Genomic DNA, 23,709 nt, shown 5'->3' on the forward strand with positions numbered 1-23,709 from the left:
TGGGTGATGCGTATCATCGTGGATCATGACCTCGATTCGACGTTTTCGGCCTGAGGATCTCGTGTCCAGCCCCGCGTTTAGCCATGCCGCCGCCATCAGCGACGCCTTGCGATGAGTAGTTCCCGTGTGAGCACGCCGTGACTTCGTTCGTGGCACTCCTACGTGGCATCAACGTGGGCGGTAACAACCTGATCGCAATGAGTGACGTTGTGACGGAATTTCGAGCGGCCGGTTACACGAACGTCAGCACACATGGCCAAAGCGGTAACGTCCTGTTCGAAACAGACAGTGGGGGCATCGAACTCGAAAACACCATCGAGGACATGCTCCACGAGCGTTTCAACGTCCCGATCCTCGTCTTGACTCGTTCGCACCAAGAACTAGCCGCGACCGTAGCGCAAGCACCCGCCGATCATGGCTCGGATCAATTGCGCAGCGACGTGTTCTTCCTCAAACTCCCGCTCACGGCCGAAGCTGCTTTCGCTGAGCTACCCGAGCTGCGCGAGGGAGTGGATTCGATCGCGCCCGGACCGGGAGCGCTCTACTTCTCACGCGTCGCCGCCCGGGCAACCACAACCCGCATCCAACGGCTCTATGCAATGCCCATGTTCCAGCAGATGACCGTGCGGACCTGGCGGGTCACGACCCGGCTCCTGAAACTACTGGACACCTGAGTTACGGGGTCTCTGACGCGGCCTGTTTAGACCCAGTCGCCCAAGGCAACACGATCACGATCTGTGCTTCTTGCTCACAGTTCACGAGTCGCTGCGTCCTCCGAAGACGGACTCGGAGGGCGGGACACGTGAGGTGGTCGCATCAGCGAGTGCCGAACGGGCCCAGATGTTGTTGACTGGGGCAATGACATCCGCGCCACCGATCCTGTCGATGAGAGAAGACACCGAATGGCGAGCGGAGTCGCTGCCCGCCTGTACGAAACCAACAGCGGCCTGTCGCCGACCATCCTCGGCGAATTCGACCCTGAACAACCGAGGGAGTCGATTCCGATGGGTTACACGAATCTGCACCTTCTCGAAAAGCGCGCGGTTATCAGCGAAGGTCAACTCGTACGGCTGTGGCCAAGCCGCTATGAACCGAGCGCCGGGACAGATCTGTCCGCCTACTACGCCGTCACGGAGGGCAACACATCCGGCAATCTGAGGGTTGGGGTCGACAATTCGATCGGTCACGCGGTGCACCAAGCCCAAATCCTGTCGGACCGCATGAACGGCGCTCCCGTGATCGTCGTACGGCTGCTGAGCTCGACTTTCTGGCATTGACCTGCGCCCGGCACCACCCCGTTGGGCAGGATCGTGACAATCCCCGGCCCCGCAACCGGACCGTCTCCGACTGGCGCGCAGGGGCTTGCCCGCGGCAGCGCTCAGTCGGAGGTAGTGGACTTCGGTAGGGGCAATCCCTCGAACGGTTCGATCCGATCGACGAAGGCGACTCGATCCTTCGACCCCAAGGTCGTGGCACCGTAGGAGATCTGTACCGACCGAGGGTTCCAGCCGTCGTCGACCCCAATCTTCCCTGCGGCTTTGCCGGACCGATCCCGGTCGATGTCGTTCATGGACACCGATAACCACTGCGAATCCCCGAATGCGCTGCCGGACCATTGCCATTGTGCGGCCGGGTCGTCCGACCCGGACCGCTCAGCATTCTCGGCCGCGCGTTCGGGGTCGATCGTTTCACGTTTCAGTGCGCCCAGGCCGTGCGCGCTCGTCACGTCGGAGATGAGCTCCATGATGCGAGTCCAGTCCTCCACACGCGAGGGGATGCCCAAGCTCTCGCGTTCGCCGGAGTTGAACGTGACGTACAGCGATTCGCCGCCGTAGCCGTTGCCCTCTGGCGAGTAGAGCCTGCCCTCGTTGCCATACGGCCCGTCTTCCCATTCGAGCGCGAATTCATCGCTGAGGTGGGCTTCGATCTCTCCCAGGATGCTGGCCGACACCGTCCTGATCTCCTCGGCAGGAGGAGCTCGCAGTACGTCCGCGGCGTCCATACCGGCGTGTCCCGGATAGTCGGCCCAGTCCACGGTAACCGTTTCCCCGCTATCGGCCCGGTAGGTGGTCGTCGGCGACGGGGCGCAGGAGGTCACGGTGATCGCGAGGGTCAACGCCACGAGCATGCCGGCAACGGCACGTCCTGCGACGGATGGTCTATCCATAGGGCTAACGTAACGTGCGCTCGCTCGGCAGCGGCCGGTCGCGCGCAGCGAACGGATGCCCGCTCGAGCGACCCACGCCCGTCACCTCGCGCTTGCGGTCGCGGGTGCCGCCAGCCGAACACTCGGGGCGAGGCGGTGCCGTTCCTCGATGGACCGGCCCCACGCGGTGCCGGCGAGGATGAGGGCGATGCCGAGGAAACCGGCAAGGCCCACGGCGTCACGTGCGACAGTGATACCCACGACGGCGGCCCAGATCGGCTCGGTGCCGAGCAGCAGGCTCACCCGCGAGGGCGAGGTGCGCCGCACCGCCCACGTCTGCACGAGGAACGCGAAGACCGTGCAGGCCAGGACGAGATAGAGGAACAAGGCCCAGCGTCCCGGGTCGAGGTGGCCAAGGAAGTGCGGGATGGAGTCGCCGTAGAAGAGGGACGCCACCGAGAAGATCATCGCGCAGGTGGCCAGCTGCACGGTGGTGAGGTGCAGCGAGTCCATCGGCTTAGTGCCGGATAGGACGAACATCGAGGTGACGTGCACGGCGCGGATGATCGCTGCGATCAGGATGAGCACATCCCCGAGACTCGGTGCCTGGAAGACGCCGTTGCTGGCCAGCAGCGCGACGCCCACGATGGCGATCGTGGCGGCGGCGGAGAACCGGCCGGGCAGTCGGCGACCGGAGACCGCCGAGTCGAGAAGCGGCGTGAACACGATCGTCAGGCTGATGATGAGCCCGGCGTTCGTGGCCGAGGTGTGGGCGATCCCGAAGGTTTCGAACACGAACACGGCAGCCAGCACCACGCCGAGCAGCACCCCCACCCGCAGTTCGCTCGCGGTGACGCGGCGCCGCTGCCCGGCCACGATTGCGGCCAGGATGCCGGCGGCCAGCAACATCCGGAGCGCGAGCAGTGCGACGACGGATTGGGGTGTGACGAGTTCTTTGCCGACGAGGTAGGTCGACCCCCAGCTGGCGGCGACCAGGAGCAGGAGCAGGTCGACGCGGAAGGGGCTGAGGAGGACGGGCATGTCACCATCGTCCGGGACGAGCTTGGCTAAGACAAGAGAGGGGTTTCGGGCGCAATACGTTAGTTTGAGCTTATGGAACTGGGTCAGTTGCGAGCGTTGCGTGAGTTGGGCGACCGCGGCAGCATTGCCGCCGTCGCAGCGGCGTTGTATGTGACGCCCTCGTCGGTCTCGCAACAGATCAGCGCCCTGCAGCGCACCTCGGCCGCTCCGTTGACAGCCAGACACGGTCGCCGCACGGTACTCACCGACGCCGGGCGGGCGCTGGCGCTGGCGGCGATCGACGTGGAAGTGGCGCTGGAACGCGCCGGACAGGCAGTGGCTCGCTTCCAGGGCGACCAGCTGGGCACGGTATCGGTGGCGGCCTTCCACAGTGTGGGGCTGGCCGTCTTCGGACCGCTGATCGCCGCCAGCCTGAGCCCGGACCGGCCCGATGTGCAGGTGAGCGACTTCGACGTGGCCCAGGAGGACTTCCCCCTCCTCACCACCGATCACGATCTGGTTCTCGCCCACCGGATGGTCGGCAGCCCGCGCTGGCCGACATCGGTCCGGGTCGAGCCGCTCCTGTACGAGCCGCTCGATATCGCGGTCCGTCGCGATCACCCGCTTGCCTCCAGGGCCGCGATCGAGCCCGCGGATCTCCACGACGAGGCCTGGGTCGCCGTGCACGAGGGGTTCCCCCTCCGGCAGGCCCTGTCGGTGATCGCGGGCATCGGCGGCCGCGAGGCACGTGTACTGCACCAGATCAACGAGTTCGCCGTTGCGGCCTCGGTGGTCGAGGCGAGCGGATGCGTCGCACTGATGCCCCGGTACACGACCGACCTTCGCGACCATCCGAACCTGGTTCTTCGCCCGCTCGCCCGCACCGACCTCGGTCGGCACATCGACTGCCTGGCGCGACCGGAAACCCTGGAGCGTGCCAACACGAAGGCGGTCCTGTCGCAGATCAGGACCATCGCCGAGGCTCTCGTCCGATGATCATTCGATCTGTTTTCGTTGGCTCTCTGGCGGGCCCTTCCTACCTGTCGACCAGTCAACGAGCCAATGGTCAGCTCAGTGATTCGCAGGCCGTGCCAAGCCACTGAATGGGCTGAGATGAGGAGGGCCGGCCGGAACTCAACGCGGCCACAGGGGTCGAACCAACCGCGACCCTTCCCGCAGGGGCTCGGCGTCGAAACGAGTGACCGTCTCCGCGATCCCCCGCTCGGCCCATTCGACGCCGATCAGGAGTTCGCCCTGAGGCGGCGTCGGCCAGATCCAGAAGTCGCGTGCCCAGGAATCCATGAAGACCTGGGGACGGTCCATGCCCTCGATCACAGGTCCGTCGCCGGCGAGCGTCTCGATCTCCCCCGTGCCGGCCCACGGTGACTCACTCTGGGTGGAAACCATCCGCCCGTCACTGTATTGGATGCCCCACCGAAGCCCATCGGGCTGGAACTGTTGATCCATGTGGCCGCGACCGTGCGCCCGGTTCAGGTACGCGAAGACTCGTTGACGCGCCTGCAGTCCGACCTCATTGATACGGATGTTCAGACGAAGCAGGAATCCCTCGCTGAAGCAGCGGAACCCGTCGACCAGGATCACCGTGGAGTCGGACCGGCCCAGCTCTACGGGCGTTCCGACGGACACGGGCATCTCGTGCCACCGCGGCCCCATCCAGCCGGCAACATCGAACGGTGTCAAGTCGTCGTCGTCGGTATATGAACGGGCGGGAATCTCGGGAAAGAACGAGTCGGTCATCTGTGAACCTCTGGTCTCAACGGAGCTGTGCGGAGCAGGGTGTTCGTACGAGCACGGCTCATTCGGAAGCCGGGCAGCACGGCCACGCTACGCCAACGTCAGACCGAATTTCGTTGCGGGAACCGTGCTGAGTCGCGCTAGCTGTCGGAGCCCGACTTGGGCAGGTAGGCGCGCACAATCGCTACCGCGACCAATCCAACAAGAATGATCGCGCTGATCGGTATGGCCCAGAGCGCGCCGAATCCCACGACCGCCGGCCAGACCGGCTCAGGGCCGTCCAGGCTGCCCCACTGTTCCCCACGCGAGAGCCCGAGATTCCCGTAGATGACGGCGACGGCCAGAGCGAGCAGGCTCAGCCCAAGTAGGGCTGCCGCCCCGGCGATCCACCGTTTCACGGTTGTCCCTCCCTCAACGGCCGGCGGCCGACTCTGCATCGGCCGGGAGCCCCCGCGGGGTCCGCCCCGTGTCACGTCGCACCCACAGCACCGCCAGCATGAACAGCAGCACCACATGCACCACCGAACTGGCGCCGCCCTCTTCGATCCAGCCGAGCACTCCCAGCGAGAAGCCCCGCGTGAGTCCGTTCTCCGCGTAGCCGGCCACCAGCGACCACAGTGAGACACCGATGAGCGCGGCCGTTGCCACGGCGAAGCTCACTCGAAACAGCGATTGCGATCGCCTGGGGCGGTTCCGCATCGCGGTAACAAGAACGAACACCACGAGAACGCTCAAAGCTGCGACGGCGAGCAGCGGCAGGAGCGCGGGCCCAGGCGTGGTCACCCACACCAGTTGATTGCTCAGGTTGTAGACGGCACCGCCCAGCAGACCGGTTCTCTGGATGGTGAGAATTCCGATTCCGCAGACGAACACGAGACTGACTGCAACTCCGGCGAGCGCCCACGCTGCGTTTCTCATGCAGGGTGGCCCATCGACCGGCGACGTTCGACTGTGTCAAGAATTCTGGCGGTAGCGCTGATTGGGTCCCCCTGATGCGTTGCAACCGAATCGCCCATACTACGCACGTGCCGCCCGGCGCGGTCCTGCCGCCGGCATCGTCCGGCCGCTGCATCGCTACCGACCAGAGTCGTCCGGAGCCTGTTCGGCCGTGGCCGCATTGCGCGCGGCCAACCGGCCAAAGGCGGCGCTGAGCTCGGGCGGGCCGATCACCTCCACGTCCGTGTCGAAGCGGTTGAGCGACGCGGCGAGCGCGATCCACGACCACGAGCCTGTCTCCAGGCGGCAGCGGTCGGGCCCGAGGTCTTCGACGATGCCGTCGCCGGCGAAGGGGAGCACGTCGCGGGCGGACCGGCCGAGGATCACGGTGCCGACACAGGGCCACCGGCCGGCCTGGTCAGACCCGGTGAAGCGGCCGGCGACGTAGTCGGTAGCGCTGCCGCCGGGGATCTCGCGGGGGGTGAATCGCGGCCCGGTCGGGATGCGCGGGGTGATGCGGTCGGCGCGGAAGAGCCGCCAGTCGTCGGCGTCGAGATCCCACGCCACGAGGTACCAGCGCCCCTGGCTGGTCACCAGGTCGTGCGGCTCAACGCGTCGGGGCGGCACAGCATGGCCCTCGCTGCCCCAGTCTCGACCCGCGTATTCGAAGCGCAGCACCTCGCGGGCGCGCACGGCCGTCGAGATGGCGATGAGCACATCCGTCGACACCGCCTGGGGTGCCGGGTCACCCGGCCGACGCGGCAGGGTCGTGAACTCGAGGGCGTTGAGGCGATGGCGGAGGCGCGCCGGCATCACCTGCCGCACCGTCGTGAGGGCACGCAGCGCCGCCTCCTCGATCCCCACCCCGGTCACGGCCGCCGCCTGCAGGGCCACGGTGAGGGCGACCACCTGGTCGTCGTCGAAGAGCAGCGGGGGCAGCTCGCTTCCGGCGTCGAGGCGGTACCCGCCATCCGGCCCCATCGTGGCCTGGATGCTGTAGCCCATCTCGCGCAGGCGCTCGACGTCGCGGCGCACCGTGCGGTGGCTGATCGCCAGCCGCTCGGCCAAAAGCGCACCGGGCCAGTCGCGCCGGGTCTGCAGCAGCGACAGCAGGGTGAGCAGCCGGGAGGTGGTCGTGGTCATGTCTCGATCGTAGGTCGAGTGTAGGACCGAAACAGACCTAGACGGTTGCCAGAGTGGCTGTTGTCGGGATCACGCCCGGCACGTTCTCACTAGGAGCAGAGATGACCATCACCACGACCACCCACCTCAACTTCCGCGGCGACGCCCGAGCGGCCCTGGAGTTCTACCAGTCCGTGTTCAGAGGCCGGCTCACCATCGCCAGCTACGCCGACTTCGGCATGCCCACGGATGCGCCGGGCGCCGACAACGTCGTCTTCGGCCAGGTCGACTCCCCCGACGGTTTCCGGGTGATGGCGTACGACATTCCGGGGCAGTCCGGCGCTTCGGCCCCCGTCTCGGGCTCCGCGCACCGGGAGAACGGTGTCACCATCACCGACCAGCCGTTCTTCGTCTCCGTGCGCGGCGAGTCCCTGGGCGAGGTGCAGGGGTACTGGACCGCACTCTCGGCCGGCGCGTCGATCGTCGAACCCCTCGGCGCATCCGCCTGGAGCCCCGGCTTCGGCATGCTCACCGACGGCTTCGGCGTCACCTGGATTCTCGACGTGGCGGCCCCAGAGACCCGGTAATTTAGGGGGATGGAAATTCGGGAAGCACGCGCGGACGACTGGGCCCAGATCTGGCCGTTCCTGCGCGACGTCGTGGCGGCCGGCGAGACGTACTGCTGGCCGCGCGACACCACCGAGGAGGCCGCCCACACCTGGTGGATGGCCAAGCCGGGCGGGCGCGTGTTCGTGGCGGACGACAACGGCCAGGTGCTCGGCACCGCCGAGCTGCACCCCAACCAGCCCGCGGCCGGCAGCCATGTCTCCAACGCCGGCTTCATGGTGGCCCCGCAGGCCGCCGGCCGCGGCATCGGCCGAGCCCTGGCCGAGCACGTGCTGGTGCAGGCCGCGAACGCGGGCTTCCACGCCATGCAGTTCAACGCCGTGGTCGAGACCAACCACAACGCGGTGAGTCTGTGGAAGTCGCTGGGTTTCACCGTGCTGGCCACGGTTCCCGCCGCATTCCGGCACCCGGTCAACGGTCCGGTGGGCCTGCACGTGATGTACCGTTCCCTCGAGACGCCCCTGCCGGCCTGAGCCCGGCCGGAATCCGATCGTGGGCGCGGGCACATCCGTCGCCCGCTGTTCACCGTGCGGCCTTAGTCTGGCCTCATGACCGAGACACTCGACGGCGCCACCTCCAGCCCGGCCGGCCCCACCCCCACCCGCGCGGCCGTGCTCGCCTGGAGCCTGTGGGACTGGGGGTCGGCCGCGTTCAACGCCGTGGTCACCACCTTCGTCTTCGCCGTGTACCTCACGGGCTCGTCGTTCGGCGACAAAGACGTCATCGCCGCCCAGCTGGGCTGGGCGCTGGCCATCGCGGGCTTCCTCATCGCGGTGCTGGCCCCCGTCACCGGCGCCCGCTCGGACTCCTCCGGCCGGCGCAAGTACTGGCTCGGCGTGAACACCTTCATCGTGGTGGCCCTCACCGCCGCCATGTTCTTCGTGCAGGCCTCCCCCGAGTTCCTGCTGCTGGGCCTGGTGCTGCTCGCCGCGGGCAATGTGTTCTTCGAGCTGGCCGGGGTGAGTTACAACGCCATGCTTGCCCAGGTGTCCACCCCGCGCACCATCGGCAAGGTCAGCGGCTTCGGCTGGGGCATGGGCTACATCGGCGGCATCGTGCTGCTGCTCATCGTCTACTTCGGCTTCATCAACCCCGAGGTGGGCCTGTTCGGCGTCACGAGTGAGAACGGCCTGGCGGTGCGGGTGACCATGCTCATTGCCGCGGCCTGGTTCGGCCTGTTCGCGCTGCCGTTGCTGCTGCGGGTGCCCGAGTACCAGGCTCCGGATGCCGAACGGCGCGCCAAGGTGGGCTTCCTGCAGTCCTACGTCGAGCTAGGCCACGACGTGGCCCGGCTCTGGCGCACCAGCCGGCAGACGGTGTACTTCCTCGTGGCGAGCGCCGTGTTCCGGGACGGCCTGGCCGGGGTGTTCACGTTCGGCGGGGTGCTCGCGGCCTCGGCGTTCGGGTTCTCGCCCGGCGAGGTGATCATCTTCGCCATCGCCGCCAACGTGGTCGCCGGCATCGCCACCATCAGCGTGGGCGTGCTCGACGACAGGCTCGGCGCCAAGCCCGTGATCATCACGGCCCTGGTGGGCCTGATCGTCAGCGGAAGCCTGGTGTTCCTGCTGCACGACGGCGGCCAGATCGTCTTCTGGACGGCCGGACTCGCCCTCTGCCTGTTCGTGGGCCCGGCCCAGTCCGCCAGTCGCACCTTCCTGGCCCGCATCATCCCGGCCGGCCGTGAGGGCGAGGTGTTCGGCCTGTACGCCACCACCGGCCGGGCCGCCAGCTTCCTGGCGCCCACCGCGTTCGCCCTCATGGTGACGCTGTTCGGCGAAACCTACTGGGGCATCCTGGGCATCATGCTCGTGCTGCTGGTAGGGCTGCTCCTGCTGTTACCCGTGCGGGCCAAGCCCAGCCGCATGGCCTGAGCCGGCCGGCCTACCGCCCGGCTCCTACCCGCCCGGCAGGGTCGCGATGACCGCGGCCCAGAGCACCGGGTCGGTTCCGGTTCCGACCGAGTTCAGCGTGGCCCCGGTGTTGACCATGGTGAAGGGCACCGACTGTATGGTCTCGTCGCAGGACGCGGTGACCTCAGTGGCTTCGACGCCCGCGGATGTCGCGGTGACGGTGATCGAATTATCCTCGCCGCCCTGACAGGCCAGTTGCAGTGCGTAGCTGCCCGGAGCGACATCCGCGGTCACGCCGGACCTGCTCTCCTCGGCGGCCGTGATCTGGCTGTTGGTGTAGAAGACGTACTGGTCGGTTCCGGTGATCGGGAACACCTTGCCGGCGAAGTCTGCCGACGCCTCGGAGTTCCAGGTGGCGGCTGGAGTCGGGGTGGGTGCTGCCGTCGGAGTGGCCGAGGTACTGGGAACCGGCGCGGGGGTGCCGCCGGCCGCCGGTCCGCCGGGGCTGCTACACGCCGCCAGTCCCACCGTCGCGATCAGGATCCCCAGGGCGCCGATGAAGGTGCGCGAACTTCTCTGCGTGCGACTCACGGCATCACCCTTCCGCACCGGGCAGCAACTCGGTGACAGCGAGGGCCCATTCCACGGGCGCTTCACTGTCGCTGAGCAGGGTGAACTCCGTACCATCGCTGGTGGTGGAGAACGTCATGCCCGAGGAGACGTCTGAGCATCCGCTGGTCAGCGTCGTACCGGCGGCGTTGTTCGCGCTGACGGTCACGGTGGTGTCTGCGTCGCCTCGGCACGCCAGGTATACCGAGTAGCTGCCGGCCGGCAGAGTCGACGCCGTGAGCGAGAACGACCCCGGCGCACCACCCTGGAATCGTCCGTTCTGGGCCATTTTGAATCCGTCCGACCCGCTGGTGGGCACGGTGCCGGCGGCCCAAGCGGCGGTTTCGGCTGGATCGATGGAGGCCGTCGGAGCGGGCGTGGCCGTCGCGGCGGGAGAAGCGCTCGCCGCGACCGGAGCGCTGGCGGTGGGCTGGGGTTCACCGGGCGTGCAGGCGGCCAATCCAGCCGCGAGGGCAATTCCCCCGAGAGAGACAAAGACGGTTCGACAGGTGTTCCGTGTGTTCCCCATCGATTCAGTCAACCGCAGTCAAGGCCCCGATAACAGGCACGATCGTTCCCGGGCGTGTTGAATCGGGGCCGGTCCGGCCGGATTTCGACGGGCCCGGGCGCCGGCTGTCGCCCGATCGAGCGCCCGTCTAGGTGGCCGAATTGCATACGATTTCGGCGAAAGCGTGAGTGTCAGTACTCGAGGTCGTCCGCGGCGAGCCAGGGAAAGTCGACCTCGCCGGCCACGCCCGTCGCCAGTTCCACCTCGTGGATCTCCAGCACCACGCACACGCCCGGCGACACGAGAACCGCCACCGTTACGTCTCCGGCCACGGGCAGCGAGACCATTCCGCCGCCGGCTCGCACCGCGCTGGTCAGTGCCGTCGTGAGTTCGGCCACATCGCACGATCTGTGCAACCGGAACGGGCGATCGCCGACCGTGAGGGTATACGCCTGCATCACGCCTCCTCGATCGACACCTCAGGCTAGGCCTAAAGAACGTGAGTGTATACAGCTTGACAGCGCCCAGCCGCGCGTGGTTGGACCGGGCGGCTCGCGGGTACGGTCTCGCGGGTACGGTGGAGCGATGGACCATCTCACGGGCTTCCGGCCGGCGACGCGGGACTTCTTCGCCCGCGACTCGCTCGAGGTGGGGCCCGAGCTGCTGGGCTGCGTGCTGCAACGGGCGGATGCGCACGGCACCGTGGCCATCCGTCTCACCGAGGTGGAGGCGTACGGCGGCGAGCGCGACCCGGGCGCCCACGCCTACCGGGGCAAAACGGCCCGCACCGCGAGCATGTTCGGCGAAGCCGGGCACCTCTACTGCTACTTCACCTACGGGATGCACCACGCGATCAACCTCGTCACCGGCCGGGCCGGGCAACCGTACGGCTGCCTGATCCGCGCCGGCGAGGTGGTGGCGGGTGCCGACCTGGCCCTCGCCCGGCGCCTGAAGAAGCCGCGCAGCAGCCCACTGCGCGACTGGGAGCTGGCCCGCGGCCCGGCGTGCGTGGCGCAGAGTCTGGCGGCCACGCGGGACAACGACGGCGACGACCTGTTCGGCGGACCGTGGAGCGTCTGGGTGCCCGAGCATCCGGTCGCCGTGCCGCACCTCACCGGGCCGCGCGTGGGCCTGAGCGGCCCAAGCGGCACCGAGGACTTCCCCTGGCGTTACTGGCTGCCCGGCGAGCCCTCGGTCTCCGCCTACAAGAAGGCCCGCCCTTCGTCGGTAGCCTGACGTTTCGCTGAACGCAGCCTGATCATTACGTCATGGTCCGAAATCCACCGGCGCCGGCGCGGTGTGGCGGGGCAGACTGGTCCGATGACCAATTCACTCATCCAGAAGGCCGAACTCCTCAACGCTCTGCACGTGCCCGGCACGCCGCTCGTCGTCACCAACGTGTGGGACGCCATCACGGCGAAGATCGTCTCCGAAGCTCCCGGCGTGAAGGCCCTGGCCAGCGCCTCGCACTCCGTCTCCAACGTGCGCGGGCTGCAGGACGGCGAGGGCCTGAGCGTGGACGAGGCCATCATCGCCGCCCGCATCATCACCGGCGCCACCGACCTGCCGGTCTCGATCGACTTCGAGAAGGGCTACGCAGCGGATGCCGCGGGCGTGACCCGGAACGTGCGTCGCCTCATCGAGGAGGCGGGTGCCGCGGGCATCAACCTCGAGGACTCGGTGGGGGCGCCGAAGGCTCCGCAGTTCGACATCGCCACCGCCGCAGCGCGCGTCGCGGCCGCCCGCGCGGGTGCCGAGGAGGCAGGCGTTCCCCTGGTGATCAATGCCCGGGTGGACACCCTGGCCGGCGGCGGCGAGTGGGCCGAAGCCGTGCAGCGCGCCAACGCCTACCTCGATGCCGGCGCCGACGTGATCTTCTTCCTCGGCCTCGGAGATGAAGACAAGGTCAAGCGCGCCCTCGACGAGGTGAACGGCCGCATCTCGGTGATCGGTCACCCCGGCGCCGTGCCGCTGACCCGGCTGGCCGAGCTCGGCGTCTCCCGGGTGAGCTTCGGCCCCGGCACCCTGGGCCTGGCCCTCGCCGCGCTGCAGCGGGCTGCTACCCAGCTCACCGCCCTCGGCGACTACCCCGACGACCTCGGCTTCCCCTTCGAGATCTAGCCGGTTGCCGCCTCCCCCGGCCGACGCGCGACGCGGCCGGGGCAGGGGCGGCCCGTTTCCCTCGTGACCGGTCGGTGTCAGGATGCTGCTGCCCGGCCTGTCTCGTGCACCTCGATTCGAGCGGTGGGCAAGCCGATCTCTCGAGGGGGAAGCATGACGACCTTTGGCGTTGAGGAGGAGTACTTCCTCATCGACCCGCACACCCTCCGGCCGGTCGGTGCGGCGGACGCGGTTCTGGACGAGCTGTCATCGGAGACGACCGCGACCGGCCTCGTCACACACGAATTCCTCACTTCCCAGGTGGAACGGGCCACCCCCGTCTTCACCGGTCTCGACGAGGCCGAGGCCGACCTGGCCCGGTTTCGCGGACGCCTCACCTCCGCGGCCCGGTCGCACGGTGTGCTGGCCGTCGCAACGGGCACCCCGTTCGACGCCGAGGCCGTGACGGCCGTCACGCGGTCGAGCCGGTATCAGCAGATCCGGGCCGGCCTGGGCGATATCGTGCGGGACCACCAGATCTGCGCCACCCATGTGCACGTGGGCGTGCCCGACCGCGAGGCCGGGGTTCAGGCACTCAACCACGTGCGGGTCTGGCTGCCCACCCTGATGGCGATCAGCGGAAATTCGCCCTTCTGGCGGGGCCGTGACACCGGGTTCGAGTCCTGGCGGGCCGTGATCATGCGACGGTGGGCCACCACCGGATGCCCGCCCGCGTTCACGGACGCGGCCGACTACGACAGGCGCATCGGCCGGCTGGTCGGCGTGGCCGGCACCGTGGACACGGCCACCGTGGCCTGGTACGCCCGGTTGTCGGAGCGCTATCCCACCCTGGAGGTGCGGGTCGCCGACGCCCAGATCGACCCCGCCTCGACGGCGCTCCTGGCGGCGCTCGTCCGGGGCCTGGTCGTCACCGGCCTGGCCGACGCCGACCGGGGTGCGCCGCCGCCGGAGCTGGAGCCGGAGTTGCTGGACGCGTCGCTCTTCCACGCCTCCAGGGACGGCATCGGCGGCCGACTGCTCCACCCCGTGACCCGGGAGCTGGCACCGGCACGCACGGTGGTGGACGGCCTGCTGCACCAGGTGGATGATGCCCTGACCATCGCCGGGGACCGGCTGCGGGTCGCCGCCCTGCTCGACCGGCTCTGGGTGACGGGCACGGGTGCCCAGGCGCAGCGGCACGCGCTGCAGAGCGATGGTCTCGCCGGCCTGCGCGGGCTGTACGACCCGGCGCGCGCCTGATGCGGGGTACCTACCCGGCGGCCAGAACCTCGGAGACGAACCCGGCCGAGCGGGTGCGGAGCATGGCCATGCGCTCCAGGCGCGCGGCGTCCACGTCGAAGCCGATGTAAGCCATGGAGGGCAGCTTCCGCACGTTGACGGAACACTGGAAGTCGGCGCAGACCCAGGTGGCGATGGTGTTGCCGTTGCGGCCGGAGGCCCCGGCGCGTTGGGCGCTGAAGAGCACCACCTCGTTGGGCAGCGTCACGTCCCGGCACCAGGAACACTGGGCGCGGCGGGTCGGCGGCACATCCGCCTGCCGGAGCACGATGCCGACGGGCTCGCCGTCGTCGACGGGAACGACCACGTAGGCGCGGCGTTTCATCTTGGGATCGGTCCAGCCGAGGAAGTCCTGAGCGGACCAGTCGATCTCGTCGAAACTCTTCGGCAGGGTGATGTCCGCGACCACCTTGCGGGAGGCGTTCACGAACGAGCCCTTGATGGTGGCGGGGGTGAGGGGGAGCATCGGGTTCTCAATCAGTTGGTGGGGTCGACGGGATGTGTGGGCCAGTTGCGCAGCGACGTGTCGACGGCGTCGAGCACCCGCGCCCAGCTCTCGGCGGCCGGCGGCGTGGAGTGTTCGAAGCCGCCGCCGGCCTCGAGCGCGACGAAACCGTTGATGGCGCTGCCGATGAGGCGCACGGCGTGTACCTCGTCGTCGGGCGCGAGGCCGTAGCCGCTCACGATCCCGCGGGCCGCCCGGGCCATCCGGCCGCCGGCGACGGTAGCCGCGGTGTCGGGGGCGGCGCGGCGTTGCGCGAACTGCCAGCGGCCGGGGTGGGCGCGGGCGTAGTCGCGGTGCGCGTCAGCGAACGCGAAGAGGGCGTCCCGGCCGGCCTTTCCCGGCAGGGTCTCGGCCAGCCGGTCGCCGAGCTCCCCGAGCGCGAAGGCCGCGGTCGCATCGAGCAGGGCGTCGAGCCCTGCGATGTGCGAGTAGACGCTGGCCGGCCGCACATCGAACCGGCGGGCGAGCGCCGACACCGTCACGGCCGGCAGCCCGCTGGCGTCGGCCAGCTCGGCGGCGGCCTCGACAAGTCGTGCTTCGGTCAGTCCCGGTCGTTGCATGCCGAACTCCTATGGGGTGTAGTGGATTAACTACACCCTATAGGTAAGTTGTGGTTCAGTCGAGTTTCGCGTCGCCGGCTTCCGCCAGCAGCCGGAACTGGGCGCGGCCCGAGGCCACCCCGTTCACCTGCACCTCGAGCGCGTGCACGCCCGGGTAGTAGCGCCGCGTGGTGATGGCCCGGAACGAGTGGGTGCGCCGGAGTTCCACCTGCTCGCCCGGCGCCAGGGTCACGGTGGTGAGTTTGAAGGTCTTGCCGGCCAGGGTGCCGTTGGCCTTCTGGTGGTGCATGACGTAGTCCACCGCGAGTCGGGACGACTCGTCGCCGGCGTTGCGGATGCTCACGGTGAAGCCGATCGTGCCGCCGAAGTCCACGGCCGTGGCATCCAGCTCCGGCCCGCGCACCTCCAGCTCGGCAGGGTGGAAGCCGAGCTGGGCCAACGCCTGCGGGTTGCCCTTCTTGACCAGGGTGCGCAGCGCGTGCCGCACAAGCTGGGCGGTGTTCTCGTCCGGCGCGGCCAGCCAGGCGGCCGTCGTCGCGGTGACCAGGTCGGGCTGCTGCCGACTGAGGTCGTTGAGGTGATTGGCCACCGACCGGCGCACCACCTCGTCGTCGTCGCGGTAGAGCGCGTGCAGTACCGGCAGGGTGGCGGTGGGGTCGTTCAGCAGGGCCGGCACCCGGATAGCCCAGGGCAGGAACGGCCGGGTGCCCTCTGAGGCCAGCCGGCGCACGGCCGGGTCGGCGGAACCGGTCCAGTCGAGCACGATCGGCAGGGCCCGGGCGAGGTCGTGGTCGAGCAGCAAACGGATGGCGAACTCGGCCGTGAGCCGCGGGGTGAGGGCCGCGAGCATCCGCATGGCATCGTCGAACGCCGCCCCGGTGCTCTCGTCGATGGCCTTGCGGGCGATGGCGGTTGTGACCGGCCAGATCAGCCAGCCGTCGAAGGGAAGCGGGCCGGCGGCCGCCGCGCGGATGGTGCCGGCGAAGCTGTCGTAATCGCCGGGCAGGTCGGCCAGCAGTGCGTCTCGCAGCAGGTCGCTGCGCTCCCGCAGCGAGAGCGGCGCGAGTGCCATGGCCGCGGCGTGCAGGGTGGGCAGCTCGGCCTGCGGGGCGGCGGCCTGGATCGCCGCGGCGAGCGCGCGGGCGGCGGAGACTCCGATGAGTTCGTCGGCGAAGGGCATGCTGCTCCAGGTGAGGACGGGGTGTGGTCGGTCTCCAGCGTGGCACACCGACCACGCCGCGTCAGTTCAGGCGGGCTTTTCGGGCCTCGCCGCGTGGACGGCCTCCCGATCCGGCGCTTCCCGGACCTCTCCGCCTCCATCCATGCCCTCCTGTTCAGCGGATGCCGCGCCGCGCGCCGGCGCGATGACCAGCGCCACCGCGGCCCCGCCGAGCACGAGACCCGCGAGGGTGGCGAGGGTGAAGGGCTCCCCGAAGAGCAGCGCGCCGGCGACGGCAGTGGTGGGGGCCACCAGGTAGAGCAGCGCGTTGAGCGCGGTGATGCCCAGTCGACGCAGCAGGTACCAGTACAGGGCATACGCCGTGAGCGTGGGGAACACCGCGATCAGCACCGTGGTGACCCAGAAACCCAGGCTGGCCGGCGGAACCAGCGCTCCGGTGAGGGCGCCCAGCACGGTCACGGCCACCAGCGCCACGGCGGCATGGGTGGCCATGGTGGCGAAGATGCCGAGCCGGGAGGTGGTGCGCTGCTGCAGGAAGGTGGCGGTGACGAGACTGGCCAGCGACGCCAGCGGCAGGAGGTAGGCCGGGGTCGGGGAAACCGAGCCGGCGGCGTCGGCCGCCACGATGAGCACGACCCCGAGTGCTCCGAGCGCCAGGCCCACCCACTGGGCCGCGCGTACCCTGAGGCCGAGGATCGGCCCGACCAGGGTGGCCACGAGGAGCGGCTGCACCGCGTCGATGAGGGCCGTCGTGCCCGACGAGACGCCGGCGGCCACGGCCAGGTAGATCGGCAGCACGTAGCCCACCTGGGCGAAGAGCCCGATGGTGAGGTGCGGCCGGATGTCCCGCCACGGCGGCATCGCGGCAGGGGCACTGCGCAGCCTGAGCACCGCCATCCCCGCCAGCAGCAGGCCGCCGACAACGAGGAAACGCCAGACGAGCACCGTGAGCACGGGGGCGGTCTCGGTGCCGATCTTGGCGATGATGAATCCCGAACTCCAGGTCAGCACGAAGGCGGCCGCGGCGCCGGCCAGGAGAAGCCGAGAAGGTATACCGATCTGTTTACTCATTCCAACGACTATACAGAACGGTATAGTTGGCGCATGACCGTTGCGACTCCGCCCGTTACTCCGCCCGAGGTGAACCCGCACTACACGCCCGGCGCCGAGAAGCTGCTCGCCGCGGCCTCCGAACTGTTCTACCGGGAGGGCATCCACGCGGTCGGGGTGGACGCGATCGCCGCGGCGGCCGGGGTGACAAAGAAGACCCTCTACGACAGGTTCGGGTCGAAGGAGGCGCTGGCCGTTGCCTACCTCCGCGGGCGCGACGCCCGGTGGCGGGAGCACCTGGAGCGTGAGCTCGCGCTGCAGCCGCCCGGAAGCGTCGAGCGGATCCTCGCGGTGTTCGACGTCTCGGGCCGCTGGGCCATCTCCGACAGCTCAAAGGGTTGCAGCGCCATCAACGCGCGCGCCGAGATGGACGATGCGGCGCATCCGATCGCCCTCGAGGCCATTCGCCAGAAGAAGTGGATGCGCGAGGTGTTCGCCCGGCTCTGCCGCGAGGCGGCTGTGCGTGACGCGGATCGCGTTGCGAACACTCTGATGCTGCTCTACGAGGGCGCCCTGGTGACCGTGGGCATGGAGACGTTCGCGGACCCGTTCGCGGCTGGTCGCGCCGCGGCGGCGGCAATCCTCGCTGCCGTTTAGGAGCTAGCGGCGCCGGCGCCCATCTGCCCACATCGGCGTCACTCCGAACAGCTCGGTGGCCCGCTGCACGACGTCGCGCCGCCGCCAGGTCACGTGGCCGCGGTGCCGAAGCGCCCGGGGCACCCGCGCGGCGGCGACGACGTTGCCCACCAGCCAGGGCAGTGGGGTCGATGCGGCGAATTGCAGGGCAGACGGGTCGGGCAGCACCACCCGGCCGGCCATCACGGGCGTGCCGGTGAGCACCTGCTGCACCACGCCCTCGGCCACGAGCGCCTGCAATCGGGGGTCGAAGTGCACCGGCAGCAGCGGCTTGGGCCCGATGCCCCACAGGTGGGCCAGGCCCACGCGCTGACCGGTGGCCGCGAGTGCCCGGATGCGCAGCTCGAGCGCCCGGAAGTCCCGGCGGTCGCGCTCACGGGTGACCAGGTCGAGCGCGAAGAGCACGTCCAGCTGCAGGGGCTCCTTGCCGCGCTCCCCCGGAACGATGTCGCGCGGAGCGGGGAACGGCCGCGGGCTCACCGCGGTGCTCCGGTACGGCGATGTGGTGCCGGCAGTGATGGCGGCGTGCCAGAGCGGGTAGGCGCTGGCGTAGGCGATGCGGGAGTCATGCATCCAGAACGGCCGGATCTCTTCGCCGGTGAGGGTCGCGTCCCGGTAGCGCTGCAGGGTCAGCGGCGCGTCCGGGCGCACGAGATCGCTGGGCCGGTGGAACGCGGCCTGGATGCGGCGGCGGAACTCGCTGTCGGCGCCCTTGGTGACGGTGTCGAAGTACCCCACCAGGCCGAGCACCCGCTCGCGGCGGAACATCAGTGACGGCTCGCAGAGCTTGAGGTCGCGGCCGCGCGGTTGCAGCAGGCCCAGGCTGTCGGTGACCCGCAGCGCGTGCGAGGAGTTGCTGGGCGCATCCGGGTTCTCGAGCAGGTGGGTGGCCTGGGTTTCGAGCCGGCGCGGGTGGGCCCAGTCGTCGGAGTCGTGCATGGTGACGAAGTCACCGCAGGCCAGGTCGAGGGCGATGTTGCGGCAGGCGTAGGTGCCGCGGTTGCGTTCCTGCCGCACCAGGCGCAGGCGCGGGTCGAGCACGGCAAGCGCGGCCAGCTCGGTGAAGATGCCGTCGTACTCGGCGGGCGAGCCGTCGTCGATGATGAGCAGTTCGAGGTTCTGCCAGCTCTGCGCCCGAATGGAGGCGATGGCCGTGTGGATCTCGGGGCCGGGCCGGTAGCAGCTCATGATCACGGTCACCAAGGGACCCTGCACGGGCGTCACCTGGGGTGCCCGCAGCCGGTCGAACGCGTGCCCGGCGGTCTCGGCGCCGTCGAGGGTGGCCTCGGCGTGCCGGGGCGGTTCGAGTCCGGCCGCCGCGAAGACGTGGTTGAAGGCGTGCCGCCAGGCATCCGGAGACACCGGGGTTTCGATGCGGTGGTGCGGGTTCTGCCGGTCGGCGTCCACCTGGCGTTGCGCCTGGTCGGTGTGCGACCAGGTGGCGTACAGGGCATCGGCGTGCACGTGCCGGCCGGCGCCGATCAGAGCGGATGCGAACAGGTGCTGCGCCTCCTCGGGTAGAACCCGGGCGCCGTGGGCGGTGAACGCGGCCTCGTAGAGCAGGGCGGCGTCGGCAAAGCCGGCGGGGCTGGTGGCTTCGTGCATCAGCACCCCGGCCAGGGCCACGAGCGCGTGCGCCTGGTGGCGGGTGGGCGAGGGCGTCGGCACGGCCTCGCGCAACCGGCGCAGCAACTCCCCGGTGGCCACCCGGTCCGTGGTGGCGCGGGCGGCGAGCAGATCGTGAGCACGGCGGGAATCGGCCCACTGCACGGTAACGCCCAGGTCGGCGCTGGAGAGCGTCGCGGGACCCGTCGACTGCCGCTCCGGCCGGCGCGGTCGGTCGGCCCGCTGGCCGCGGAACGCGGCGGGGAACCGCCGTTTTGAGGACGGCGTCGCCAGAGAATCAGATGTCTCGAAGATGACCATGCGCGTCTCGTCCAATCGGGCCTGGGGTCGGAAGTCGGCACACGATAGCAGCCGGAAACGTCGTCGAGATGAACGATTCGGGTGCACCGCGCCCGGCGCAGCGAGGCAGGCCGCAACTGGGCCTCCCTCGGGCCCGGCCGGGGTTCTACGGTGGAGTCATGACTGATTTCATCACTCTCAACAACGACGTCCGGATGCCTGCCCTCGGGCTCGGCGTCTTCCAGAGCTCTGCGGAGGACACGGCCGCGGCCGTCGAGTCCGCCCTGCGCACGGGGTATCGGCACATCGACACGGCGGCGGCCTACCTGAATGAGCGGCAGGTGGGTGAGGGGATCCGCGCATCCGGGGTGGACCGCGACGAGATCTTCATCGAAACCAAGGTGTGGATCAGCCAGTACGGCTATGACCAGACCCTGCACGCGTTCGACGTGAGCACCCGCAAGCTCGGCGTCGACACCCTCGACCTGCTGATCCTGCACCAGCCGGCCCCGTGGCAGTTCGACAGCACCCTCGCGGCCTACCGGGCGCTCGAGACCCTGCTGGACGACGGCCGGGTGCGTGCGATCGGAGTCAGCAACTTCACCGGGGCCCACCTGGAGCGGTTGATGGCGGAGCGCACCGTGGTGCCGGCCGTGAACCAGATCGAGTTGCACCCTTACTTCGCCCAGAAGGAGAACGAGGCGGCCAACACCGCCCTCGGCATCGTCACGCAGGCGTGGTCCCCCATCGGCGGCATCACCTTCTACCCGGGCAACTGGAACGACGGAACGGGCAAGAACCCGCTCAACGACCCGATGATCGCCGCGATCGGCGCCGAACACGGCAAGAGCAACGCGCAGGTGATGCTGCGCTGGCACGTTCAGCACGGGCGCAGCGCCATCCCCAAGTCCGTGCGCCCCGAGCGCATCGCCGAGAACTTCGACATTTTCGACTTCGAGCTCAGCACCGACCAGCTCGCACAGATCGATGCGCTGGACCTGGGCGTGCGCAGCGGCCCCGACCCCGACGCGGTGCGCCCGCCCGGCCAGTTCAGCATCCCCGAGAACTGAGCCCGCGCCGGGCGCCTGGACCCTCCCCTTGGGGGAAGGGCGAGGATAGACGGATGACCACCATGATGACGATCGGGGATTTCTCCCGGGCGACGCGACTCAGCGCGAAGACGCTGCGGTTCTACCACCGGGTGGGACTGCTGGCTCCGGCCCAGGTGGATCCGGGCAACGGCTACCGCATGTACAGTGCGGGGCAGATAGCGGATGCCCAGGTGATCCGTCATTTCCGCTCCCTGGATATGCCTGTGCAGCTCATCGGTGAGGTTCTCGCCGAGCACGGAGTCGAGCGGCGGAACGAGCTGATCGCCGGGCACCTCGGCCGGCTGCAGGACCGGCTCGAGCAGACCCGGGCGGCCGTGGCCGGACTGCAGGGCTTACTCACGGCGTCGACGACCCCGCTGGCGGTGTCCCACCGCAGCGTGCCCGACATGCCGGCGCTCATCATCCGCGAGACCATCGACCTGGCCGAACTCGGCAGGTTCTACACCGCGGCCACCCGTGAGCTCGAGCGGCTGCTGCAGAGCACGGCCCTGAGTGCCGCGGGTGCGCGCGGCGGCATCTGGAGCACCGAGCTGTTCCTCGACGAGCGCGGGGAGGCCATCCTGTTCGTGCCCGTCACGTCGCTCGACGAGCCCGGGGAGCCGCTCGGCCGGGCGCGGCTCGAGCTGTTGCCGGCGGTGGACCTGGCCGTGGCCACCCACCACGGCACCGACGACACCATCGCGCAGGTCTATGGCGCGCTCGGTGAGTATGTCACCGCTCATGAGCTGGGCATCGACGGACCGATCCGGGAGACCTACCTGGACGAGACGACAGACGGGGTGGCCACGACGGAGATCGGTTGGCCGATCTTCCGCACCGGCCGCTGACCTCCGGCCGCCACGCGCACGTATTCACACCGAGCTTGACCCTCCCCTCGGGGGAAGGCCCAGTCTGAATGCATGACCACTCTCAGCCCCAGTTCTCCACCCGCCAGCTACCCGCCCGCCCTCTCGCTCGCCGGCCGCCAAGCCCTGGTCGTCGGCGGAACCTCGGGCCTCGGCGCCGCCGTGGTGCGCCGGCTGGCCGACGCCGGCGCCCGCGTGCTCGCGGTCGGCCGCACCGCACCAGACACCACGGCCCCAGACACCACGGCCTCTGATACCACCGCCGCCGCTCGCACGATCCTCGCGGATGCCACCCGACCCGGCAGCGCCGACCTCATCGCCACGGTCGTGCGCGAAGAAGGCGGCCTCGACATCCTGGTGCAGGTCGTCGGTGGCTCCTCCACTCCCGGCGGCGGCCACGCCACGATGACCGACGCCCACTGGGACGACGAGCTGTCCCGCAACCTCCTCGCCGCCGTGCGGGTCGACCGGGCGATCACCCCGCTGCTGCTCGAGCGGGGCACCGGCACCATCGTGCACGTCGGCTCGATCCAGGGGCGGATGCCGCTCTTCAACGGCACTCTCGGCTACGCCGCCGCGAAAGCCGCGCTGCGCACCTACAGCAAGGGTCTCGCCAATGAACTCGCCCCGCAGGGCATCCGGGTGAATACCGTCTCGCCCGGCGGCATCCAGAGCCCGAGCTCCAACGCTCTCGCCCAGCGCATCGCCGAGGCCCGCGGCCTCACTGAGGCCGACGGCATGCAACTGCTGATGGACTCGCTCGGCGGCATCCCCGACGGCCGGTTCGCGCCGGCGGCCGAGATCGCCGAGGTGATCGGGTTCCTCGTCTCCGCGGGCGCCGCCTCCGTGGTGGGCGCAGACATCACCGTCGACGGCGGCACCGTCAAGACCGCCTAACCGTCCCCAGCACGACCACAAGATAAGGACAAGAACAATGACCCCCACCACTGCACTGCCCGCCGCCGTCACTACGTATTTCACCCGGATGGACGCCGCCGAGAAGCGCGACATCATCGACCTGTTCACCGCGGATGCCGTGGTCACCGACGATGGCCACAGCTATCGCGGACGCGACCAGATCGCCGCCTGGCTCGCTGCCGCCGCCAGCGAGTACACGGTCACCACCACCCGGTTGTCGACCGAGGTCGTGGGCGAGACCGTCACCGTCACCACGCGCCTCGAGGGGAACTTCCCCGGCGGCCTCGTCGACCTGCGCAATATCTTCGCGCTGGACACCGCGGGGCTGATCGAGAGCCTGCTGATCACGGTGTGACCGGGTCGCCCCGCTGCTCTGACCCCTAGCGTTCTTCGCGACCGTGCGTAGCGTGGACGATCCGGACCCCACTCGAGAGGATCGCACCATGAACGCATCCACCGGCATCCTGCGCGGCATGAGCAACGTGAGCTATTGGGCCGCCGACCACGCGGCCGCGACGGCCTGGTACACCGAGATGCTCGGCATGCCGCCCTACTTCCAGATGCCCGGCTATGCCGAGTGGCGGGTCGGCGACTATGGCCACGAGCTCGGCCTCATCGACGCCAGGTACGCCCCGCAACCGTGGTCGGATGTGCCCGGCGGCGCGGTACTCAACTGGCACGTCGACGACATCCGGGTGGCCCTCGACCGGCTGCTCGAGCTCGGTGCCACCATGCGCGAGGAGATCCGCGAGCGCGGCGAGGGCTTCACCACGGCGGCCGTGCTCGACCCGTTCGGCAACGTGCTCGGCGTGATGACCAACCCGCACTATCTGCAGGTGCTCGCCGACGCCACCCCCGACGGGGAGGCCGCTCGCGCCGGGCATCCGGCCGGGTGACCCGCCGGCCGTTCATGAGGAGATAGTGAGTTTTCCAGGACGCGATTGCCGAAAGCACCCTGTCAATCTC

29 protein-coding genes are annotated in these 23,709 nt (G+C 69.4%); 15 read left to right on the forward strand and 14 right to left on the reverse strand.

What is annotated here, in order from left to right; all coding sequences use genetic code 11:
• Window positions 1-137 precede the first annotated feature (137 nt).
• Window positions 138-674 (forward strand): DUF1697 domain-containing protein, encoded by a 537-nt coding sequence (locus tag PA27867_RS17705; RefSeq protein ID WP_066598373.1) that lies wholly within the window; start codon window positions 138-140, stop codon window positions 672-674.
• Between the two features lie 228 nt (window positions 675-902).
• The gene (locus PA27867_RS17710; RefSeq protein WP_066598374.1) at window positions 903-1,277 is read left to right on the forward strand and encodes a hypothetical protein; all 375 of its coding nucleotides are present in this window, start codon (window positions 903-905) and stop codon (window positions 1,275-1,277) included.
• Window positions 1,278-1,378: 101 nt separating this feature from the next.
• Here PA27867_RS17710 and PA27867_RS17715 read toward each other — a convergent pair whose 3' ends face one another.
• Window positions 1,379-2,167: a hypothetical protein gene (locus tag PA27867_RS17715; protein ID WP_157109283.1), complete on the reverse strand. Its 789-nt coding sequence runs from the start codon at window positions 2,165-2,167 to the stop codon at window positions 1,379-1,381.
• An 81-nt stretch (window positions 2,168-2,248) separates the two neighbouring features.
• Complete coding sequence (locus PA27867_RS17720) at window positions 2,249-3,187, reverse strand: DMT family transporter (RefSeq protein ID WP_066598376.1); 939 nt, start codon at window positions 3,185-3,187, stop codon at window positions 2,249-2,251.
• Window positions 3,188-3,259: 72 nt separating this feature from the next.
• On the opposite strand from PA27867_RS17720, the gene PA27867_RS17725 reads away from it, so the two are divergent.
• Entirely contained in the window at window positions 3,260-4,162 is a 903-nt protein-coding gene (locus PA27867_RS17725; RefSeq protein WP_066598377.1) for a LysR family transcriptional regulator, read from the forward strand.
• Between the two features lie 138 nt (window positions 4,163-4,300).
• Here the strand turns inward: PA27867_RS17725 and PA27867_RS17730 are convergent, their stop codons facing one another.
• The 4 genes from PA27867_RS17730 to PA27867_RS17745 form a co-directional block, all read right to left on the reverse strand.
• Window positions 4,301-4,924, reverse strand: a complete 624-nt coding sequence (locus PA27867_RS17730) for a hypothetical protein (RefSeq protein WP_066598378.1) — start codon at window positions 4,922-4,924, stop codon at window positions 4,301-4,303.
• A gap of 137 nt (window positions 4,925-5,061) precedes the next feature.
• Entirely contained in the window at window positions 5,062-5,319 is a 258-nt protein-coding gene (locus PA27867_RS17735; protein ID WP_066598379.1) for a hypothetical protein, read from the reverse strand.
• Window positions 5,320-5,332: 13 nt separating this feature from the next.
• A complete protein-coding gene (locus tag PA27867_RS17740; RefSeq protein ID WP_157109284.1) occupies window positions 5,333-5,839 on the reverse strand; it encodes a hypothetical protein in 507 nt (168 codons plus the stop codon).
• 156 nt (window positions 5,840-5,995) lie between these two features.
• Window positions 5,996-7,000, reverse strand: a complete 1,005-nt coding sequence (locus PA27867_RS17745; RefSeq protein WP_066598381.1) for a helix-turn-helix transcriptional regulator — start codon at window positions 6,998-7,000, stop codon at window positions 5,996-5,998.
• Window positions 7,001-7,101: 101 nt separating this feature from the next.
• On the opposite strand from PA27867_RS17745, the gene PA27867_RS17750 reads away from it, so the two are divergent.
• The 3 genes from PA27867_RS17750 (at window position 7,102) to PA27867_RS17760 (ending at window position 9,477) form a co-directional block, all read left to right on the forward strand.
• The gene (locus tag PA27867_RS17750) at window positions 7,102-7,566 is read left to right on the forward strand and encodes a VOC family protein (RefSeq protein ID WP_066598382.1); all 465 of its coding nucleotides are present in this window, start codon (window positions 7,102-7,104) and stop codon (window positions 7,564-7,566) included.
• Between the two features lie 9 nt (window positions 7,567-7,575).
• Window positions 7,576-8,079: a GNAT family N-acetyltransferase gene (locus PA27867_RS17755; RefSeq protein ID WP_066598383.1), complete on the forward strand. Its 504-nt coding sequence runs from the start codon at window positions 7,576-7,578 to the stop codon at window positions 8,077-8,079.
• Window positions 8,080-8,154: 75 nt separating this feature from the next.
• On the forward strand, window positions 8,155-9,477 hold the full coding sequence (locus tag PA27867_RS17760; protein ID WP_066598384.1) for an MFS transporter: 1,323 nt from the start codon (window positions 8,155-8,157) through the stop codon (window positions 9,475-9,477).
• A gap of 24 nt (window positions 9,478-9,501) precedes the next feature.
• Here PA27867_RS17760 and PA27867_RS17765 read toward each other — a convergent pair whose 3' ends face one another.
• The 3 genes from PA27867_RS17765 to PA27867_RS17775 form a co-directional block, all read right to left on the reverse strand.
• On the reverse strand, window positions 9,502-10,047 hold the full coding sequence (locus PA27867_RS17765; protein WP_157109285.1) for a hypothetical protein: 546 nt from the start codon (window positions 10,045-10,047) through the stop codon (window positions 9,502-9,504).
• A gap of 4 nt (window positions 10,048-10,051) precedes the next feature.
• Entirely contained in the window at window positions 10,052-10,354 is a 303-nt protein-coding gene (locus PA27867_RS17770; RefSeq protein ID WP_066598386.1) for a hypothetical protein, read from the reverse strand.
• Window positions 10,355-10,764: 410 nt separating this feature from the next.
• Window positions 10,765-11,031, reverse strand: coding sequence for a hypothetical protein (locus tag PA27867_RS17775; RefSeq protein WP_066598387.1), 267 nt, complete (start codon window positions 11,029-11,031; stop codon window positions 10,765-10,767).
• A 127-nt stretch (window positions 11,032-11,158) separates the two neighbouring features.
• On the opposite strand from PA27867_RS17775, the gene PA27867_RS17780 reads away from it, so the two are divergent.
• From PA27867_RS17780 to PA27867_RS17790, 3 genes are all read left to right on the forward strand, one after another.
• The gene (locus tag PA27867_RS17780; protein WP_066598388.1) at window positions 11,159-11,809 is read left to right on the forward strand and encodes a DNA-3-methyladenine glycosylase; all 651 of its coding nucleotides are present in this window, start codon (window positions 11,159-11,161) and stop codon (window positions 11,807-11,809) included.
• A gap of 84 nt (window positions 11,810-11,893) precedes the next feature.
• Complete coding sequence (locus PA27867_RS17785) at window positions 11,894-12,694, forward strand: isocitrate lyase/PEP mutase family protein (RefSeq protein WP_066598389.1); 801 nt, start codon at window positions 11,894-11,896, stop codon at window positions 12,692-12,694.
• 153 nt (window positions 12,695-12,847) lie between these two features.
• Window positions 12,848-13,933, forward strand: a complete 1,086-nt coding sequence (locus PA27867_RS17790) for a carboxylate-amine ligase (protein WP_066598390.1) — start codon at window positions 12,848-12,850, stop codon at window positions 13,931-13,933.
• Window positions 13,934-13,943: 10 nt separating this feature from the next.
• Here the strand turns inward: PA27867_RS17790 and PA27867_RS17795 are convergent, their stop codons facing one another.
• From PA27867_RS17795 to PA27867_RS17810, 4 genes are all read right to left on the reverse strand, one after another.
• On the reverse strand, window positions 13,944-14,438 hold the full coding sequence (locus PA27867_RS17795) for an FBP domain-containing protein (RefSeq protein WP_066598391.1): 495 nt from the start codon (window positions 14,436-14,438) through the stop codon (window positions 13,944-13,946).
• Window positions 14,439-14,449: 11 nt separating this feature from the next.
• Window positions 14,450-15,037: a TetR/AcrR family transcriptional regulator gene (locus PA27867_RS17800; protein WP_066598392.1), complete on the reverse strand. Its 588-nt coding sequence runs from the start codon at window positions 15,035-15,037 to the stop codon at window positions 14,450-14,452.
• 55 nt (window positions 15,038-15,092) lie between these two features.
• On the reverse strand, window positions 15,093-16,217 hold the full coding sequence (locus PA27867_RS17805) for a DNA alkylation repair protein (RefSeq protein WP_066598393.1): 1,125 nt from the start codon (window positions 16,215-16,217) through the stop codon (window positions 15,093-15,095).
• 66 nt (window positions 16,218-16,283) lie between these two features.
• Entirely contained in the window at window positions 16,284-17,288 is a 1,005-nt protein-coding gene (locus tag PA27867_RS17810; RefSeq protein WP_084021295.1) for a DMT family transporter, read from the reverse strand.
• 33 nt (window positions 17,289-17,321) lie between these two features.
• Between PA27867_RS17810 and PA27867_RS17815 the strand changes: the two genes are divergently transcribed.
• Window positions 17,322-17,924: a TetR/AcrR family transcriptional regulator gene (locus PA27867_RS17815; protein ID WP_066598395.1), complete on the forward strand. Its 603-nt coding sequence runs from the start codon at window positions 17,322-17,324 to the stop codon at window positions 17,922-17,924.
• 3 nt (window positions 17,925-17,927) lie between these two features.
• Here PA27867_RS17815 and PA27867_RS17820 read toward each other — a convergent pair whose 3' ends face one another.
• On the reverse strand, window positions 17,928-19,889 hold the full coding sequence (locus PA27867_RS17820; RefSeq protein WP_066598396.1) for a glycosyltransferase family 2 protein: 1,962 nt from the start codon (window positions 19,887-19,889) through the stop codon (window positions 17,928-17,930).
• 158 nt (window positions 19,890-20,047) lie between these two features.
• Here PA27867_RS17820 and PA27867_RS17825 point away from each other — a divergent pair, with 158 nt between their 5' ends.
• From PA27867_RS17825 to PA27867_RS17845, 5 genes are all read left to right on the forward strand, one after another.
• Entirely contained in the window at window positions 20,048-20,938 is an 891-nt protein-coding gene (locus PA27867_RS17825) for an aldo/keto reductase (RefSeq protein WP_066598397.1), read from the forward strand.
• A gap of 53 nt (window positions 20,939-20,991) precedes the next feature.
• Complete coding sequence (locus PA27867_RS17830) at window positions 20,992-21,807, forward strand: MerR family transcriptional regulator (protein WP_066598398.1); 816 nt, start codon at window positions 20,992-20,994, stop codon at window positions 21,805-21,807.
• A gap of 72 nt (window positions 21,808-21,879) precedes the next feature.
• The gene (locus PA27867_RS17835) at window positions 21,880-22,722 is read left to right on the forward strand and encodes an SDR family oxidoreductase (RefSeq protein ID WP_084021296.1); all 843 of its coding nucleotides are present in this window, start codon (window positions 21,880-21,882) and stop codon (window positions 22,720-22,722) included.
• A 37-nt stretch (window positions 22,723-22,759) separates the two neighbouring features.
• Window positions 22,760-23,098 carry a nuclear transport factor 2 family protein gene (locus tag PA27867_RS17840; protein ID WP_066598399.1) on the forward strand — a complete coding sequence of 113 codons (339 nt, stop codon included), beginning with the start codon at window positions 22,760-22,762 and terminating at the stop codon, window positions 23,096-23,098.
• A gap of 88 nt (window positions 23,099-23,186) precedes the next feature.
• Window positions 23,187-23,639, forward strand: a complete 453-nt coding sequence (locus PA27867_RS17845; RefSeq protein ID WP_066598400.1) for a VOC family protein — start codon at window positions 23,187-23,189, stop codon at window positions 23,637-23,639.
• The last annotated feature ends 70 nt before the right edge of the window (window positions 23,640-23,709 follow it).

The sequence above is a fragment of the Cryobacterium arcticum genome (genome assembly GCF_001679725.1).
Classification (GTDB): domain Bacteria; phylum Actinomycetota; class Actinomycetes; order Actinomycetales; family Microbacteriaceae; genus Cryobacterium; species Cryobacterium arcticum_A.

What these genes read in the sequence shown, in the direction of transcription:
- PA27867_RS17780 (WP_066598388.1), top strand. Translation starts at nt 11,159, where the DNA reads ATGGACCATCTCACGGGCTTCCGGCCGGCGACGCGGGACTTCTTCGCC.
- PA27867_RS17825 (WP_066598397.1), top strand. Translation starts at nt 20,048, where the DNA reads ATGACTGATTTCATCACTCTCAACAACGACGTCCGGATGCCTGCCCTC.
- PA27867_RS17715 (WP_157109283.1), bottom strand. Translation starts at nt 2,167, where the DNA reads ATGGATAGACCATCCGTCGCAGGACGTGCCGTTGCCGGCATGCTCGTG.
- PA27867_RS17755 (WP_066598383.1), top strand. Translation starts at nt 7,576, where the DNA reads ATGGAAATTCGGGAAGCACGCGCGGACGACTGGGCCCAGATCTGGCCG.
- PA27867_RS17725 (WP_066598377.1), top strand. Translation starts at nt 3,260, where the DNA reads ATGGAACTGGGTCAGTTGCGAGCGTTGCGTGAGTTGGGCGACCGCGGC.
- PA27867_RS17815 (WP_066598395.1), top strand. Translation starts at nt 17,322, where the DNA reads ATGACCGTTGCGACTCCGCCCGTTACTCCGCCCGAGGTGAACCCGCAC.
- PA27867_RS17730 (WP_066598378.1), bottom strand. Translation starts at nt 4,924, where the DNA reads ATGACCGACTCGTTCTTTCCCGAGATTCCCGCCCGTTCATATACCGAC.
- PA27867_RS17750 (WP_066598382.1), top strand. Translation starts at nt 7,102, where the DNA reads ATGACCATCACCACGACCACCCACCTCAACTTCCGCGGCGACGCCCGA.
- PA27867_RS17770 (WP_066598386.1), bottom strand. Translation starts at nt 10,354, where the DNA reads ATGGCCCAGAACGGACGATTCCAGGGTGGTGCGCCGGGGTCGTTCTCG.
- PA27867_RS17840 (WP_066598399.1), top strand. Translation starts at nt 22,760, where the DNA reads ATGACCCCCACCACTGCACTGCCCGCCGCCGTCACTACGTATTTCACC.
- PA27867_RS17775 (WP_066598387.1), bottom strand. Translation starts at nt 11,031, where the DNA reads ATGCAGGCGTATACCCTCACGGTCGGCGATCGCCCGTTCCGGTTGCAC.
- PA27867_RS17720 (WP_066598376.1), bottom strand. Translation starts at nt 3,187, where the DNA reads ATGCCCGTCCTCCTCAGCCCCTTCCGCGTCGACCTGCTCCTGCTCCTG.
- PA27867_RS17785 (WP_066598389.1), top strand. Translation starts at nt 11,894, where the DNA reads ATGACCAATTCACTCATCCAGAAGGCCGAACTCCTCAACGCTCTGCAC.
- PA27867_RS17710 (WP_066598374.1), top strand. Translation starts at nt 903, where the DNA reads ATGGCGAGCGGAGTCGCTGCCCGCCTGTACGAAACCAACAGCGGCCTG.
- PA27867_RS17790 (WP_066598390.1), top strand. Translation starts at nt 12,848, where the DNA reads ATGACGACCTTTGGCGTTGAGGAGGAGTACTTCCTCATCGACCCGCAC.
- PA27867_RS17805 (WP_066598393.1), bottom strand. Translation starts at nt 16,217, where the DNA reads ATGCCCTTCGCCGACGAACTCATCGGAGTCTCCGCCGCCCGCGCGCTC.
- PA27867_RS17740 (WP_157109284.1), bottom strand. Translation starts at nt 5,839, where the DNA reads ATGAGAAACGCAGCGTGGGCGCTCGCCGGAGTTGCAGTCAGTCTCGTG.
- PA27867_RS17795 (WP_066598391.1), bottom strand. Translation starts at nt 14,438, where the DNA reads ATGCTCCCCCTCACCCCCGCCACCATCAAGGGCTCGTTCGTGAACGCC.
- PA27867_RS17845 (WP_066598400.1), top strand. Translation starts at nt 23,187, where the DNA reads ATGAACGCATCCACCGGCATCCTGCGCGGCATGAGCAACGTGAGCTAT.
- PA27867_RS17830 (WP_066598398.1), top strand. Translation starts at nt 20,992, where the DNA reads ATGACCACCATGATGACGATCGGGGATTTCTCCCGGGCGACGCGACTC.
- PA27867_RS17760 (WP_066598384.1), top strand. Translation starts at nt 8,155, where the DNA reads ATGACCGAGACACTCGACGGCGCCACCTCCAGCCCGGCCGGCCCCACC.
- PA27867_RS17810 (WP_084021295.1), bottom strand. Translation starts at nt 17,288, where the DNA reads ATGAGTAAACAGATCGGTATACCTTCTCGGCTTCTCCTGGCCGGCGCC.
- PA27867_RS17835 (WP_084021296.1), top strand. Translation starts at nt 21,880, where the DNA reads ATGACCACTCTCAGCCCCAGTTCTCCACCCGCCAGCTACCCGCCCGCC.
- PA27867_RS17820 (WP_066598396.1), bottom strand. Translation starts at nt 19,889, where the DNA reads ATGGTCATCTTCGAGACATCTGATTCTCTGGCGACGCCGTCCTCAAAA.
- PA27867_RS17745 (WP_066598381.1), bottom strand. Translation starts at nt 7,000, where the DNA reads ATGACCACGACCACCTCCCGGCTGCTCACCCTGCTGTCGCTGCTGCAG.
- PA27867_RS17800 (WP_066598392.1), bottom strand. Translation starts at nt 15,037, where the DNA reads ATGCAACGACCGGGACTGACCGAAGCACGACTTGTCGAGGCCGCCGCC.